The sequence below is a fragment of the Candidatus Bandiella numerosa genome, assembly GCF_029981845.1.
Classification (GTDB): domain Bacteria; phylum Pseudomonadota; class Alphaproteobacteria; order Rickettsiales; family Midichloriaceae; genus Aquirickettsia; species Aquirickettsia numerosa.
This window is the reverse complement of the sequence record NZ_CP104164.1, coordinates 343,541-359,601: the sequence shown is the minus strand read 5'-3', so window position 1 is coordinate 359,601 and position 16,061 is coordinate 343,541. Positions and strand designations below refer to the sequence as shown.

Annotated in this window: 17 protein-coding genes, 1 tRNA gene, 1 rRNA gene and 1 pseudogene; 15 read left to right on the top strand and 5 right to left on the bottom strand. The window is 32.0% G+C overall.

Annotated elements, in window-relative coordinates:
- The first annotated feature begins 2 nt into the window (after positions 1-2).
- The 6 genes from pyrH (at position 3) to N3Z17_RS01715 (ending at position 5,614) form a co-directional block, all read left to right on the top strand.
- Positions 3-710 carry a UMP kinase gene (gene pyrH / locus N3Z17_RS01740; protein WP_282472295.1) on the top strand — a complete coding sequence of 236 codons (708 nt, stop codon included), beginning with the start codon at positions 3-5 and terminating at the stop codon, positions 708-710.
- A 7-nt stretch (positions 711-717) separates the two neighbouring features.
- A complete protein-coding gene (gene frr / locus N3Z17_RS01735) occupies positions 718-1,281 on the top strand; it encodes a ribosome recycling factor (RefSeq protein ID WP_282472294.1) in 564 nt (187 codons plus the stop codon).
- 692 nt (positions 1,282-1,973) lie between these two features.
- On the top strand, positions 1,974-2,705 hold the full coding sequence (gene dapB, locus N3Z17_RS01730) for a 4-hydroxy-tetrahydrodipicolinate reductase (protein ID WP_282472293.1): 732 nt from the start codon (positions 1,974-1,976) through the stop codon (positions 2,703-2,705).
- Positions 2,698-3,582: a 4-hydroxy-tetrahydrodipicolinate synthase gene (dapA, locus tag N3Z17_RS01725; RefSeq protein WP_282472292.1), complete on the top strand. Its 885-nt coding sequence runs from the start codon at positions 2,698-2,700 to the stop codon at positions 3,580-3,582. The genes dapB and dapA overlap by 8 nt, the downstream gene beginning before the upstream one ends.
- Complete coding sequence (gene dapF / locus N3Z17_RS01720; protein WP_282472291.1) at positions 3,575-4,429, top strand: diaminopimelate epimerase; 855 nt, start codon at positions 3,575-3,577, stop codon at positions 4,427-4,429. Before dapA ends, dapF begins: the two co-directional genes overlap by 8 nt.
- Positions 4,430-4,438: 9 nt before the next feature.
- Entirely contained in the window at positions 4,439-5,614 is a 1,176-nt protein-coding gene (locus N3Z17_RS01715; protein WP_282472290.1) for an aminotransferase class I/II-fold pyridoxal phosphate-dependent enzyme, read from the top strand.
- A 131-nt stretch (positions 5,615-5,745) separates the two neighbouring features.
- Here the strand turns inward: N3Z17_RS01715 and ftsH are convergent, their stop codons facing one another.
- The gene (gene ftsH / locus N3Z17_RS01710) at positions 5,746-7,632 is read right to left on the bottom strand and encodes an ATP-dependent zinc metalloprotease FtsH (protein WP_282472289.1); all 1,887 of its coding nucleotides are present in this window, start codon (positions 7,630-7,632) and stop codon (positions 5,746-5,748) included.
- Between the two features lie 95 nt (positions 7,633-7,727).
- Entirely contained in the window at positions 7,728-8,561 is an 834-nt protein-coding gene (locus N3Z17_RS01705; RefSeq protein ID WP_282472288.1) for a pyruvate, water dikinase regulatory protein, read from the bottom strand.
- 111 nt (positions 8,562-8,672) lie between these two features.
- On the opposite strand from N3Z17_RS01705, the gene N3Z17_RS01700 reads away from it, so the two are divergent.
- From N3Z17_RS01700 to N3Z17_RS01670, 7 genes are all read left to right on the top strand, one after another.
- On the top strand, positions 8,673-9,152 hold the full coding sequence (locus tag N3Z17_RS01700; RefSeq protein ID WP_282472287.1) for an RT0821/Lpp0805 family surface protein: 480 nt from the start codon (positions 8,673-8,675) through the stop codon (positions 9,150-9,152).
- 25 nt (positions 9,153-9,177) lie between these two features.
- Positions 9,178-9,981 carry an enoyl-ACP reductase FabI gene (locus tag N3Z17_RS01695; RefSeq protein WP_282472286.1) on the top strand — a complete coding sequence of 268 codons (804 nt, stop codon included), beginning with the start codon at positions 9,178-9,180 and terminating at the stop codon, positions 9,979-9,981.
- A gap of 9 nt (positions 9,982-9,990) precedes the next feature.
- Positions 9,991-10,161: a DUF2706 domain-containing protein gene (locus N3Z17_RS01690; protein WP_282472285.1), complete on the top strand. Its 171-nt coding sequence runs from the start codon at positions 9,991-9,993 to the stop codon at positions 10,159-10,161.
- A gap of 7 nt (positions 10,162-10,168) precedes the next feature.
- Positions 10,169-10,585 carry a nucleoside-diphosphate kinase gene (gene ndk, locus N3Z17_RS01685; protein WP_282472284.1) on the top strand — a complete coding sequence of 139 codons (417 nt, stop codon included), beginning with the start codon at positions 10,169-10,171 and terminating at the stop codon, positions 10,583-10,585.
- Between the two features lie 72 nt (positions 10,586-10,657).
- Positions 10,658-10,733, top strand: a tRNA-Lys gene (locus N3Z17_RS01680).
- Positions 10,734-10,804: 71 nt separating this feature from the next.
- Positions 10,805-11,131, top strand: coding sequence for a divalent-cation tolerance protein CutA (cutA, locus tag N3Z17_RS01675; RefSeq protein ID WP_282472283.1), 327 nt, complete (start codon positions 10,805-10,807; stop codon positions 11,129-11,131).
- A 321-nt stretch (positions 11,132-11,452) separates the two neighbouring features.
- Complete coding sequence (locus tag N3Z17_RS01670) at positions 11,453-12,217, top strand: Mrp/NBP35 family ATP-binding protein (protein ID WP_282472282.1); 765 nt, start codon at positions 11,453-11,455, stop codon at positions 12,215-12,217.
- 856 nt (positions 12,218-13,073) lie between these two features.
- On the opposite strand, the gene N3Z17_RS01665 is transcribed toward N3Z17_RS01670, so the two are convergent.
- Positions 13,074-13,208 (bottom strand): transposase, encoded by a 135-nt coding sequence (locus N3Z17_RS01665; protein WP_282472281.1) that lies wholly within the window; start codon positions 13,206-13,208, stop codon positions 13,074-13,076.
- Between the two features lie 204 nt (positions 13,209-13,412).
- Between N3Z17_RS01665 and N3Z17_RS01660 the strand changes: the two genes are divergently transcribed.
- Positions 13,413-13,601 carry a cold-shock protein gene (locus N3Z17_RS01660; protein WP_458693336.1) on the top strand — a complete coding sequence of 63 codons (189 nt, stop codon included), beginning with the start codon at positions 13,413-13,415 and terminating at the stop codon, positions 13,599-13,601.
- 76 nt (positions 13,602-13,677) lie between these two features.
- Positions 13,678-14,742, top strand: coding sequence for an ankyrin repeat domain-containing protein (locus N3Z17_RS01655; RefSeq protein ID WP_282472280.1), 1,065 nt, complete (start codon positions 13,678-13,680; stop codon positions 14,740-14,742).
- A 749-nt stretch (positions 14,743-15,491) separates the two neighbouring features.
- Here N3Z17_RS01655 and N3Z17_RS01650 read toward each other — a convergent pair.
- Positions 15,492-15,692, bottom strand: a pseudogene (locus N3Z17_RS01650) (GNAT family N-acetyltransferase); the annotation flags it as partial.
- Positions 15,693-15,937: 245 nt separating this feature from the next.
- Positions 15,938-16,053 (bottom strand): 5S ribosomal RNA (gene rrf / locus N3Z17_RS01645).
- Positions 16,054-16,061: the final 8 nt, after the last annotated feature.

Sequence of the window (16,061 nt, the reverse complement as noted above, 5' to 3'; positions counted from 1 at the left end):
GCATGAAAAAACAAAACCGAATACTTTTGAAAATTTCTGGTGAAGCATTGATGGGGAAAGAAAAATTTGGTCACGATAATACCATGATAGACCAAATTTGTGAAGATATAAAAGAAGTGTATGATTTAGGATATGAGGTTTGCTTAGTAGTTGGTGGAGGTAATATATGCAGAGGAGTAACGGTAGCAGAAGTTGGAATTGAAAGAGCTACTGCAGATTATATGGGAATGTTGGCAACAGTAATCAATGCTATAGCCCTACAAAGTAAATTAGAAAGCAAAAGCTTATATACCAGAGTAGTCTCTGCAATACCTATTATAACGATAGTAGAGCAATATATCAGAAGAAAGGCAATTAGGCATTTAGAAAAAGGGAGAATTGTAATTTTTGCTGCAGGAACAGGCAATCCTTTTTTTACTACTGATACAGGTGGCGTTTTAAGAGCTATTGAAATGAATTGCTCACTTATATTGAAAGGTACTCAAGTTGATGGTGTATACTCTGAAGATCCTAAAAAAAATAGCAAAGCAGTGAAATACAAAGAACTAACTCATAACGAAGTGATTAAAAACAACATATCAGTAATGGACACAACTGCAATTACACTAGCGCACGATAATGAAATGCCTATTAGGATTTTTAATATCGGGACAAAGGGTGAATTTGCAAGAGTTTTACAAAACAATGGCGATTTTACAACTATAAAATAAAAATATTATGAATAAGGATTCAGAAATTTTAAAAAATTTAAAAAATAAAATGGATGGAACAATATCTTCTTTAAATCACTCATTAAGTGGATTAAGGACTGGTAGAGCTTCAACTGCTTTACTTGACCCCATTAAAGTTGATGCCTATGGAAGCGATATGTTTCTTAATCAAATTGGTAGCATTAGTGCGCCAGATGCAAAAACACTATCGATTCAAATATGGGATAAGGGATTAGTTTCTAGTGCAGAAAAAGCAATTTTGAATTCAGGTTTAGGCCTTACTCCTAATACCGAAGGTCAAGTTATAAGATTGCACATACCTAATCTTAATGAAGAAAGAAGAAGAGAGCTTGTTAAAAAGGCTAGTGAATATAGTGAACAGGCCAAAGTAGCCATCAGAAATATTAGAAGAGGTGGCATTGATGAATTTAAAAAGCAAGAAAAAGACAAGTTGATTTCTGAAGATGAATTTAAGCTTTATTCTCAAGAAATTCAAAAAATTACAGATGATTTTATAAGTAAAATTGATGGAATATTAAATGTTAAATCCAAAGACATAATGAGCATTTAAGTATATTTTTTGCTATAATGAAGTGCTATCCCAAAAAAGCAAGGGTAAAAGTTAAGCAACTTTGATAAAAGAAAAATTAGAAAATATATAAAAACGAGCAACGTCACAATAACTTATACTGAATTTGAGCAAGTTGATTTACGTTCTATTACCCTAGTAAAAGCATAGGAATTTCCAAAAGCTAGGAAACCTGCTTTTAAAGTGTGGGTTGATTTTGGTCCTTAGGTTGGTATTCTTGAAACTTCCGCACAAATCACAGTGCATTATACAGTTGAAAACTTGATGGGGGAAACAAATAGTTAAATACGTAAATTTAGTAGAGAAAAATATTGCAGATTTTGTATCGCAATTTTTATTAGCGGGTTTTGCTGACGAAAATGATGCCCATTTGCTTAATTATAGTCAGCCCAAAAGCTCCAAACGGCAAAAGATGTGCTAAACATATACCCATTGCACCCTACTGTAGAATTTTTCTTTGCAAATTTCAGAGATCACTGCATAAGTTGAAATAAAAGCGTTAATGAAAGTGTGTCTTTGTGTTAACAAATAGTCGATACTGAAATACTTCAGTAAAGATGAAGGAAAATAAAGTAGAAGAATAGAGGATAAATTTGCAATAAAATCTAATTTAATATCCTTGACATTATAAGGATAAAAAGGTTACCCTTTCGTGATAAAATTAGAACATGTACATGAAAATAGCAATTATAGGTTATGGAAAAATGGGCCAAATGATTGAAAAAGAGGCTGTGAAATTGCAAATTCCTATATCTAAGATAATTAATAACAAACATGAATTATTGTCATATAATTTTGGAAAAGACGAAGTTGCTATAGAATTTACTGAGCCATCAGCATGTTTAGAAAATATTGAGATCATCTCCTTAAAAGGAACGCCTATAGTATGTGGTACCACTGGATGGTATGGTGACATTCAAAAAGTTCAAAAGTTGATAACTGATAATAATATTGGATTCATTTATGCATCCAATTTTGCCATTGGAGTTAACATATTTTGGGAGATTATAAAGAAAGCTTCTCTAGTAATGGACAAATTTGATGAGTATGACGTCATGGGGCACGAGATTCACCATAATAAAAAAAAGGACTCCCCTTCAGGGACAGCGCTAACAACTGCACAAATAATGATTGATAATATCACACGTAAAAAACAGATCATTACTGAAAGGGTTGATAGAGAAATGAAGCCTGACGAGATTCATTTTAGTTCTTCAAGATGTGGTAGCGTTATTGGAAAACATGAGGTTATATTTGATAGCAATGAGGATTTTATAAAAATCTCTCACGATTCCAAAGGAAGAAGTTCTTTTGCAAAAGGAGCATTAAATTGTGCTAAATGGATAAAAAATAAAAAGGGATTTTATACTATTGAAAGTTATATGGAGGAATTATTAAATGCCTAGCAATTATTCTGGATTGTATACTGCATTAGTTACACCGTTTAATGAAGATAAATCAGTTGATTACAGATCTCTTGAAAAGTTAATCGATGAGCAAATTCAAGCAAAGGTTGATGGATTGGTTATTTTAGGAACCACTGGTGAAAGTCCAGTAATTAATGACATTGAAGCAGAAAAAATTATAAGTCTTGCAGTTAAAATTTCAAAAAATACAATAAAAATTATCGTAGGTGCTGGAAGTAATAATACTGAATTAGCAATAAAAAAAAGTAAGCAAGCTCAAAATCTTGGAGCTGATGCAATACTTTCTGTAAACCCTTATTATAATAAACCTCCGCAAGAAGGTTTATATAAGCATTTCGAACAAATAGCTGATTCAATAGATATTCCGATGATTTTATATAATATCAAAGGTAGAACTGCGGTTAATCTTGAAATAGAAACCTTGTTGCGGTTATCTCGGCACAAAAACATAATTGGTGTAAAAGAAGCAAGTGGTGATTTATCTCAAATAATGGATGTGATTAGTCAAGTTGATAATGATTTCTTTGTATTATCAGGAGACGATGCTTTAACATACCCTATAATGTCTTTAGGTGGGCACGGAATTGTATCAGTAATGTCTAATATTTTTCCAAGGGAGATGAAAAATATTGTTTGGCAATGTTTTACTAATAATTTTGAAGCCGCCAAACAAAGTCACTATAAATTGTATAATTTTATGAAGGCACTTCTGTCTATATCAAGTAACCCTATTCCTGTAAAAACAATACTTGCACACATTGGTCAGATTAAGGAAGAATTTAGATTGCCTCTATGCCAATTGGGTTGTGATGATAAACAAAAATTAATTAAAATTTATACTGAAATCAGTGGCTGATTTTTATAAATATCATGGACTCGGCAATGATTATATTGTAATTGATCCTAATAAATTGAACTTCAATTTAAAATTAAATGAAGAAAATATAAGATTAATATGTCATAGAAATTATGGAATAGGATCGGATGGAATTTTGTTTGGCCCAATAATTAAAAATGGCAAAATTTCTTTTCAAATTTTCAACCCTGATGGCTCAGAAGCAGAAAAAAGTGGCAATGGAATACGAATATTTGCCCTGTATGTTCACGATCAAGAATATATTAAAGAAAATCAATTTGAGTTATACACCAAAGGCGGGATTGTAGGAATTGATATCCTTGATTTAAAATCTATTCTAATTAAGGTAGCTATGGGTGAATATTCATTTTTAAGTGAAAAAATACCAATGAATCTTGCTTCTAAAGAAGTACTTAATCACGAAATCAACTTACTTGGTGAAAAAGAATTAATTAGTTGCGTAAATATTGGTAACCCTCACTGCGTGCTATTTAAAAAAAATGTTACTGAAGATTTAGCGAAAAAATTAGGCCCATTATTAGAAAATCATGAATTATTTCCGAACAAAACAAATGTACAATTTGTTCAAATTTTGGACAGGGCTAACATTAAAATAGAAATTTGGGAAAGAGGTGCAGGCTATACTTTAGCATCTGGCACAAGTAGCTCTGCAGCAAGTTGTGTTGCACATAAGCTTGGTTTTGTAGATAAGAATATTACAGTTCATATGAAAGGTGGCAATGTAGGTATTGAAATAACTGATGAAGGGTTATTTTTAACTGGTGAAGTTGCTAGAATTTCAAGTGGTGATTTTACTAAAGATTTTATTGAAAAAATATTAAAATAATAGTTATTTATGGACATTATATACTCAAAAGTAATAAACGAAATTGGAGAATATCCTTTTTCGGAAATCTACAAAAAAGTAGCTGAACTAAAAGAAAAGGGTATCAAAGTTATAGATTTTGGAGTTGGAGATCCTAAAAGTCCCACTCCAGATTTTATTATTGATAATCTTTCAAAATTCGCTAGGAATAGAGCTACTTCAGGTTATCCAAGTTATATTGGTAATATAAGTTACAGAAAAGCCTGCGCAAATTACATGAAAAGAGAATATGGCGTAGATCTTAATCCTGAGACAGAAATTTCATCAACTATCGGCTCAAAAGAGGCAATTTTTAACTTTCCAACAGGATTTATAAATTCAGGCGATATAGTAATTTGCCCCACACCTGGATATCCAGTTTATAAGACAGGAACAAAATTTAGAAATGGCAAAGTGCATTTTACTCCCTTACTCGAAAAAAATGATTTTTTAATAGATTTTGCATTAATACCAGATAACATTGCGCACAAGGCTAAAATAATATGGACAAATTATCCAAATTCACCTACAGGAGCTTCTGCCCCTAGAGAATGGTTGCAAGTTTTAGTTTCTTGGGCCAAGTATTTTAACGTAATAATTGCAGCTGATGAAGGATGCTATAATGATATTTATTTCGGGGAGAAACCCACAAGTATATTAGAAATTCAAAAAACGGGTGTAATAGCGTTTTATTCGCTTTCAAAACGCAGTAATATGACTGGTTATAGGGTAGGATTTGTGGCTGGAGATGAGCGTATTATTTCTGGGTTTAAAAAAGTAAAAACAAACATTGATTCTGGTACTCCAACCTTTATACAAGATGTAGCAACGCTTGCACTGAACGATCAGGTGGAGGTGCTAAAAATGAGAGAGGAGTATAAGAAAAAGCGTGATATAATGATAGAAGCCCTTACCTCTTGTGGACTTGAAACCCCCAAAGGTGATTCAACATTTTATGTGTGGCAAAAAACACCAAAAGGGCAAAATAGTATAAAATTTTCTAACACTCTCATAGAATTGGGAATTATTGTTACTCCTGGTCAGTTAATTTCTGATGAAGCAGATGGGATAAATCCTGGGCAAAATTTTGTTAGATTTGCTCTAGTTCCAACCATGGAAGAGATAATCGAGGCTGCAACAAGAATTAAAGAAAATTTAAAAATATAATATAGCTTCACTTTTGTAGACAAAAAACTTCCATTGCTAATAAAGACTTAGAGCAAGAGTGATACACTGCGCTGTGCATAAATTTTACGAAATAGCTTTTTTGATACGCAATATATTACTATTCTCAGTTATCAATAACTACTGGGCACAGATGAGGTTGGATAATTTTTACTATCCGTCTCTGATTTTTCATTATTATTCCGTATTTTCTTTCCAGACATCAAATCCTTAATCTCATCTCCAGTAATAGTTTCATACTCTATCAGTGCTTTTGCTAAAATCTCAAGTTTCTTTTTATGTTTTATAATGATGTCTTTTGCAATTTTATAACTATCTCTTAACAATCTATCAACTTCTTTATCGACTGTTTCAGCTAACTTACCAGATATATTGTGAGACTTTTCTATTCCAAATCCCATCATCGCATCTTCTCTATCTTCGCCAACCATTATAGGGCCAATTTTTTCACTAAATCCCCACTTCGTTATCATATTTTTTGCCATATTTGTAGCAACTTTGATATCATTTGATGCCCCTGTAGTGATTTTTTCTTTTCCAAAGATGATTTCTTCTGCAACTCTTCCTCCCATAGCAATAGCAAGTCGCGCTTCTAAATAAGCCTTGCTATAGTGACATCTATCACTTTCTGGAAGTTGCATTACCATTCCTAATGCCCTTCCCCTTGGGATTATTGTTGCTTTATGAATTGGATCTGATTCTGCCACATATAAACTTACAAGCGCATGTCCACCTTCATGATAAGCTGTTATTTTCTTTTCATCCTCAGACATTACCATAGACCTTCTTTCAGCGCCCATCATTACTTTATCTTTAGCGTGCTCTAACTCTTGCATGGTAACTACTTCCCTATTTAATTTAGCAGCTGCAAGCGTTGCTTCATTGATTAAATTTGCAAGATCTGCACCAGAGAACCCAGGTGTCCCACGAGCTATTACTTTAACATCAACATCAGGAGCTATTGGAACTTTTTTAATATGCACTTGTAATATTTGCTCTCTACCCTTGATATCGGGAAGTGGCACAGTAATCTGTCTATCAAACCTTCCAGGCCTAAGTAATGCCGAATCTAATACATCGGGTCTATTAGTTGCAGCGACAACAATTATACCTTGATTATCAGCAAAACCATCCATTTCTACCAGCAATTGATTTAAAGTTTGCTCACGTTCGTCATTACCTCCACCATGTCCAGAACCTCTGTGACGACCAACTGCATCAATCTCATCAATGAATACTATACAAGGCGCATGTTTTTTAGCTTGCATAAACATATCTCTTACTCTACTTGCCCCAACACCAACAAACATTTCAACGAAATCTGATCCTGAAATTGTAAAAAACGGAACTCCAGCTTCTCCCGCCACTGCTCTTGCAAGTAAGGTTTTACCAGTTCCTGGTGCCCCTATAAGTAGACAGCCCTTTGGAATTTTACCGCCCAATTTATCAAATTTTGCAGGATTTTTCAAAAAATCAACCACCTCTTTCAACTCCTCTTTAGCCTCATCAATCCCAGCTACATCGGCAAATGTAACTTTTTTATTTTGATCTTGCATTAACTTAGCTTTTGATTTTCCAAAACCCATAGCTTTTCCACCTGCCCCTTGCATATTCTTCAAGTAATATATCCATATTCCTATTAAAACAATCATAGGTAGCCATGAAAAAACTATACCAAGTATGTTTCCCATAGTTGATTCTATAGGGACAATGTTTATTTTTACATTTTGAGTTCTCAAATCATCAATAAGTTGCGGATAAAACCGCGGCGATAATGTTGCAAAGCTTTCACCATTAGCAAGCTTTCCTTCAACATCACTACCCTTTATATTCACTTCTTTAATTTCTCCATTTGATATTTTATCCATAAAATCAGAAAAAATTAGCTTTTTGTTTGATATATTAGCCACATCTACAAAGCTGTATGCAATTATAATTAAAAAAATAATGCCCACCCACTTCACTAAATTACTGCTGAAGTTACTTTTAAAATCTTTCATGACAAAGTTATATATTTAAGTTTATTGTTGTTTCAAACTATAATTTCTAACATAATATGAACTATTAATCATCAAATTTATACTAATAATCCAAATTAAATGGTTATTAAATGTTCACCTTTTTTTGCAAAATATAAGTTAATTATTTCAGCTGATATTTCTTCAATAGCTTTTGATGTAACATCTACAATAGGGAAATTGTTCTTATTAAAAATTCTATTAGCGTATTTAATTTCATCTTTAATGCTAGTTGCATCAGTATAATCATTTTTGAAATTTTTTAAATCTTGTCCCATTAACCTACATTGCCTGATTTGAATCAATCGTTCAATACCTATTGTTAGACCTACTATCAAAGGCTTATCGATTAAAGAAAAATCATAATCAACACCATTGATAATTGGCCAATTTGCAACTTTGTAACCTCTTTGTGCTAAATATAATGAAGTTGGTGATTTTGATGTCCTAGAAACACCAGTTAAAAGGATGTCAGCATTATTAAAATCTTTACTTTGTTGCCCATCATCGTGATTCACTGTGAAATTAATAGCTTCAATTTTCTTAAAATAATTTATATCAGATAATATTTCTTTTTCTGGAGTTTTTTTGGATGTAAGAACGCCACAATACGAGCATATTTCGGAAATTATATTTGCAATTGGGGAAAAGCATTTTACGTTTAATTCGCTACACTTTAATTTTAAATGCTCTCTTAATTCTTTATTAAGTATTGTGTATATGACAATTCCCGGATTTTTTTGTAGCGCAGTGGCAATCTCATCTATTTGCTCCTTCGATCTTACCAATGGCCACATATATTCTTGTACCTCAATATTGTCAAATTGAGAAATAACAGCTTTTGTTACAGCAATAACTGTTTCTCCTGAAGAATCTGAGACCATGTATACACTTAAGTTTGGGAGATTCATTAAATACCAGATGAATAAATTCAAGTTTTATACCATAGATATAGTTATAAAAGCTTGCATTTCAATGTATTAATATTATGATCTTCCAATCACTGTATATAATTTAATTACATGTCGAAGTTTATTGTTGCATTGTTGTTTTCAGTCTTTTTACTAACGGGTTGTTTTACTAATGAAGCTGGAAAAGTGAGTAAGTCAAAAATGGGAGCAATTGGAGGGGGCGTAGCAGGAGCTTTAGTAGGATCGACAATTGGGGGAGGAAGTGGCAAAGGTATTGCTATTGCTGCAGGCGCAATAGTTGGCTCTATGGTTGGAAGTGAATTAGGAAAGAGCCTAGATCAAAGAGATTTAGAATTACAGCAAAAAAGCCAAGTTAGCGCTTTGGAATATAACAAATCAGGTAGCGCATCAATATGGAAAAATCCTGATACTAATGCTTCCGGATATGTAAAGCCCACTAATACTTTTGTAAATAGCGATGGGCAAAATTGCAGAGAATACACTCAAGAAATAAAAATTGGTGATAAAGCCGAAAGAGGTTTTGGTACTGCATGCAGAAGATCTGATGGTTCTTGGGAAATAGTTAAATAAAGATAAATAAATAGGGACATACAATATGAGCGATTTAAATAAGATGTTATCAGGTAAAGTTGGCTTGATAATGGGCTTGGCAAATGATAAGTCCATTTCATGGGGTATCGCAAAAGTTTGTAATAATTACGGTGCCAAATTCGCAATTAGTTATCAAAATGAAATACTTGCAAAAAGAGTCAAACCTCTTGCTGAGGAATTGAAGTCTGATTTACTAATAGAATGTGATATAAGTGACGAAACATCTATTGATAAAGCATTTGAATTGATAAAGGAGCACTATGGTAAAATTGATTTTTTTGTACATGCAATAGCCTTCTCTGATAAAAACGAACTTCAAGGTCGCTATGTAGATACTTCAAGAAGTAATTTTTTAAATACATTGGATATTTCCTGCTATTCTTTTGTATATACATCGAAAAAAGCTGCAGAAATATTAAAGCCTGGTGGTAGTATTCTTACATTAACTTACTATGGTGCCGAAAAGGTTATTCCGAATTACAATGTGATGGGTATTGCAAAAGCTGCACTTGAATCAAGCGTTAAGTATATAGCTGCAGATTTAGGTGAATTGGATATACGAGTAAATGCAATATCAGCAGGACCGATTAAAACATTAGCCGCATCAGGCATTGGTGATTTTAGAAGCATGCTAAAATTTAATGAAGAGAACTCTCCCCTCAAAAGGAATGTCACGATTTATGACGTAGGAAATACAGCTGCATTCTTACTAAGTGACCTATCGTCAAATATCACTGGTGAAATTATATTTGTAGACGCTGGGTATAACATTTTAGGTTCACCAAGATCATTGTATAAACAAAACTAGATATTGATTATGAAAAAAGTAGTTATTTTTTCTCTATTATTTGCAAGCCTCATAGGGTGTAAACCAAAAGATCCATCAGTCTATGATATAAAAAGTCCTTGCGCTTCAGGTAAAAAAATGTATACAAATAGTCATGAACCGTGTATTAAAAGAACTCCTATTGGAAACAAATTAGCATAATAATAAAATGGAAAGAACACTTAGCATAATAAAGCCAGACGCAACTAGAAGAAATTTAACCGGAGCGATAAACAGCAGATTTGAGGAACATGGTTTGAGGATTGTAGCTCAAAAAAGAATTAAATTGACAGAAGAGCAAGCAATGTTATTCTACCATGCACACAAAGATAGATCTTTTTTTAATAGCCTAGTTAGTTTTATGATATCTGGACCTGTAGTAGTTCAAGTTCTTGAGGGAGAAAATGCTGTAGCCAAAAATAGAGAAATTATGGGAGCTACTAATCCTGAAGAAGCTGCGAAAGGTAGTATTAGAAAAGATTTTGCTGAAAACATTGAAGCCAATTCAGTACATGGCTCCGATTCTATTGAAAGTGCAAAAGATGAAATTGCATTCTTCTTTAGTGAGTCCGAAATAGTCGGATAAATTTATTTAGCTATTGAGTAAAAAAGTTTTGTTTTAGTATGCTCAATATGATATAACTTCCAAGGTACTAATGGTCCCGTAGCTCAGTCGGTAGAGCAACTGACTTTTAATCAGTAGGTCACAGGTTCGAATCCTGTCGGGATCACCAAATCATAAGAGCTTTTAGCAAAGTATATATTTCTAGGCCAATTTTTTATAAAAACCAAAGTAATTTAACTAATGCATAAAGTAAGCCTTATATACGTTACATGTCCTAATAAAATAGAAGCCCAAATAATTGCAAAAACTTTAGTTCAGGAAAAACTTATCTCATGTGCTAATATTATTAATAATGTCACCTCTATATTTGAATATGAAAACAAATTTCACGAAGAAGATGAAGCAATACTTATATTAAAAACACTATCAATACATTTTCAAAAAATAGAAGATAGAATTATAGAGTTACACAGCTATGATATACCATGTATTATTGAGGTCAGTGCGTCAAACTCTTCAAAAAAATTTACTGATTGGTTATATAATCAATTAAATAAAAGTACTTAATAACCAAAATTAACTATAAGATTTTCAAAAGATGAAAATAAGCACAGCAAACAGTAATACAAATTGCCTAAAATCACCAAAAAGACTCAATTTAAATGTTAAATTATTTTAGGCAATTTGTATAAGATAGCACTCAAAAAATAAAGGCAAAGTTCTTCAGTTGAAGCCTCCAAAGTAGATTTTCTAATTACAAAACGTTTCCATAAAAATTTTTGTAATTCTATTCGTATAGCCAAAATAAAAAATATTTAAATTTTAACTCGGGCTAGCTATAAAATTGTGTTAGCATGGGCTCACATCAACTTAGTGCATTTAACAATAATGTTTACAGGTAAACAACAAAAACAGAAAATAAAACTTGAAAATGTTAAAAAGATACTTCTAGTAGCCTCTGGCAAAGGCGGAGTAGGAAAATCTACAATTGCAGCTAATTTAGCAATTGCACTTGTAGAATTAGGATATAAAGTTGGATTACTTGATGCTGATATATATGGTCCGTCTATCCCAAGAATTTTTGAAATCAATCATAAGCCTGAGGTTGTAGAAGGTTTATTACAGCCCCATAAAAAATTTAAAATAAGTTTGATGTCTATGGGATTTTTAGTCCCAGAGGGTTCTGCATTGATTTGGCGGGGACCAATGCTTACAAAGGCTGTGCACCAACTTTTTAAAATGACAGCATGGGGTGATTTAGATTATTTAATAGTTGATACGCCACCTGGCACAGGAGATATTCATTTAAGTATTGCTGAAAACTATGTTATAGATGGAGCAATTGTGATTACAACTCCTCAAAAACTTGCGTTGATAGATGCATTTAAAGCAGTGGATATGTTTTTTAAACTAAAAATAGATATAATGGGAGTTATTGAAAATATGGCGTACTATACCAATTCGGCAAGTGGTGCAAATGAATATATTTTTGGCAAAAATAGTTTGCCAAGTTATTGTGAAGATAAGAAGATAAAGTTTATAGAACAGATACCACTCGATCAAGATTTATCCAATAAAACCTTAATCAATCTCATGGATAATAACAATATAAAAGCTATTTTTGAAAGGATATTAAATAAATTAATAAAGTGAAGGTAAAAAGAGAGGAAATTCTTGCAATGCAATTCACTCAGGAGTGAATCGTTGGATGGTTGAAAGAAGAAATAAAAGATTATATGAAGCAAAAATCAAAATTGTGAGGATGCTAATTTTATTTGCTCACTTAAGAGTATAATAAAAATTATGGCAATAGGCTGATGGTAAAAAACTTTTTGAAAATCATTAGATGTATATTGTGAACCTCTACCAGAATAAAATATCAATCCTTTTTGTGGCTTTCTTTCCCAATAGGCCTTTAAAAATGCATACATTACCAACTCGTTATTTATTCTATTACTACATTCCTTAACCAACTATTTTTCTAGAAAAAAGAGCTAGGATAATACATAAATAGACCCCATCCCTGTTCCGTTTGAATCTAGGTGATATCAGATACCCATACTTTATTGGAGCCCATCCTGTAACAAAATTTCTATTCAATATATTATCTCTATCTTAATATCCTTTTAAACAGCTTTTGTTGTAATTCTAAATTTATTTTTTCTTTTAGAAAAGATATCATTTTTCCCTCATTTGGCTAGCTACTTTTTTATGATTTTCATATCTGTTTTTTCATTATTATTAACTTTTGTTCCAATCATAATATCCACTTTCCTTTGCTTCTAACGCTCTACATAGATCGTTAATTTTGTAATTACCACTGTGTGCTATCTATAAATACATACTTTACCTTTGTGGATTCGCAAAATATGCCAGCTCCTTTTTTAATATATCTCACTCCACTTATAGTTTTTATCTCCTATTCTAAAATCCTTTTTTCCTTATCTATAGCATTCATATTCCCGTTCCCTGCAAATACTATACGTGGTGACGATGTTTCTTCTTAACCTTATTCACTAATTGAATCTATATTAACGCTCAGACTTTTAGCTGCCTGCGTTAAACTATATCCTCTCGTAGTTACCAATTTCACTGCCTCCACTTTGAATTCTTCATTATATCTTTTTCTTGTATTTGGATTCATTTGCAACTCCTGCTTATTTGTTTCTATTTTATCAAAGTTGCTTAACTTTCACTCCATGTTTTGAGGGTCACTTCAGGGGGGGAAGGAGAATAAATTAGGTAACTTGATTATTCAATCTTGTGATTCTTATGATGAGGCAATAAATGAAATAGAAAAAATTAAAAAAACAAGAAAGTCACATCAATACATGCTAAAGTATAGAAAATAATTAATTTTAAGCTAATATGGCGATTAGCAATTCTAATTAACTCTACAAAAACAATTTATAAAAAAAGTAATACGAAAACAACAGAAACAGTAAAATGGTTTAATTCTACCAAAGGATATGGGTTTGTAGCTCCAGATAATGGATCAAAAGATGTGTTTATACATAGATCCACAGTTGAAGTATGAAAATGTTTGAATAAAGATTTAGATACGTAGTGACATCTATGAGAGATCATAATGAATTAAAAAAGGAGTTTTAAAAATGATTAATACAACAATACTATGCCAATATATTAAAGAAGATGATTATGCATCTATGACAGAATTTTTAGTAAACAATCCTAATAGCACATTAATAAATGAAATGTGCTATATTAAAAATTTAATACCACTCAATAATGGTATATATGCTGATACCATCTTTGGCGAAACGGTATCTCCGTTGTTTTTTGCCGTTGCTAAAAACAACGAGCAAATGTCACATATAATCGTAAAGTTATCTAATCTGTTAGAAATAGATTCAACAGGTGTTTATAAAGACACCGCTTTGATGGTGTCATCATTATATGGAAATTTCAATATTACAGAAATGCTTATAGATAATAGTGCTAGTGTTACACTTGTAGATGAGCATGGCAATACTGCTCTGCATAAAGTTGCATTAAGAGCTAAATTTGCAGATGTAACTGGAGCAACATGTTGCAGAGAGGATTATATTGAAATAGCAAATTTACTTTTAAATAATGGTGCTAATATAGATGCAATTGCTCATGGTAATGGTCAGCCTGATGGCGCACCAATTAATATTGCAATAAACTATAGAGATTTTAATATGACCGAATTTCTTTTAAAAAAAGGTGCTGATACAACTATACAAGATACTAACGGCAAAACTGCACTATGTGAAATTACTAAAAAATTTAATGTTGATGAAGCGAAGAACCTAATTCAATATAGCGATTTTACTTACACATATCCTTTTTGCAATTTAATTGAAAAAGATACTTGCCAAGTTGAAACTAATAATTATCAAAAAATTTGTAACGATGATTTATCAAGTAAGTGCAAAGAGCATCATTCCATAGGAGGAATCATTCTACTATCTTCCCTGATTTCAATCGCAGGACCTGCATGCTGGCTTTTCACTGGGTTAGGGGCATTAATAGGTAGTGTAGTAAAAATTAGTGGACAATGCTGTGGTATCAATAATTACTATACAGATAATGGAATTGTCATAGGGGCTTTATCTTCAGCAACACTGTTATCAGGCTTTATAGCATCAGAATTATTGTACGACAAGTATACTGATAATTGTACAGAAATATAAGTGAAGTGAACTCCAGATATAGGGAGTTATAGGCCTATCGGCAACATAGCTGCGAAAAATGCAATCTCTCTGTAGGCAATGTTTGTATAAAATTATAACCATACTCTTTATCTCAGCATTCACAATAAACTAATGCATGAGATGCTTCTCTAGTTAAACTACTAATAGTACAAATCCATTAGTAAAATAAAGCAACTACCATCATTTTATAGACCTATAAAAAAGGTTTCTCATCATACATATCCTCGATAATATTATTTAAAAATGCAGAAATAGCACCATATAACATGAAACCTCCCTGATAGTATTAAGAATTTTTACAGTTGGAAGTCATTTACATCCAGCTATGAAGGAATTTGAATACTTAAAGGAATAATAAATGGACCCAGCAACTCCAATATTATAGTGGTTACCATTTTTAGGAGCTTGAACTGTAGGAATTTTTAGCAAAGTAAGAATTTTATGCAAATAGTCGACAATCATGTAAAGTATTTAAAGTCTTAATATCCTTTGTGCTTATGATTGTATACCCATTATTGAATTTTGTTAATGCAACACTGGCGGCTATGCACCGTCACAAAATTATCTCTATAATTGACTATCCAAACTCTTTAGATATCTTAATAACGCCACTTGAGGCAACACTGCATTTCCAAATCTTACATTATATTTAAAATTAGTATAATAATGAAAATTTGATTATGACACAGTTTCTCATTTTGAATCGTTTTATGTTTAACTCATTGTAGTTATTTTAAATATTTAATAAAAAATGTTTTTGTTAATTTTGGATTTTCCTTATTTTCACGTATAAATTCTACTTCAAATCCACATTTTTTATAAAACTCAGCTGCTTGAAATTGATTTGTTATCAAATTAATATTACTATATCCTTTGTTAGTGAACCTATCTTCAATTTCTCTTAATAACATACTACCTAAGCCCTTGTTTCGATAACTATCTTTTTTCTAAACACCTAGTATCGTATCTTCAACTATGAATTTCATCAAATTCATATGACCAGCAACACTCTTAACAATCCTTAGATTTTATCACAACAGGATTTAAATCAATATAATTGAAGTCATAAAATTTGCCTGGTTCAATCCAGAATTTTTTCCGCTTGCTTATACGATTGCGTAACTTATCATCTGTGTAAACGATTAAAATTAATAGAAAAATAAATATTTAAAGTTAATGGCATCGTGCTAACTTCCCATGGGTGTAAGACAAAGTATTATCGCCGCTGTAACGTTTCACAACCGAGTTCGAGATGGATCGGAGTGGTTCCATTACGCTATAAACACCAAGGCTTTTAA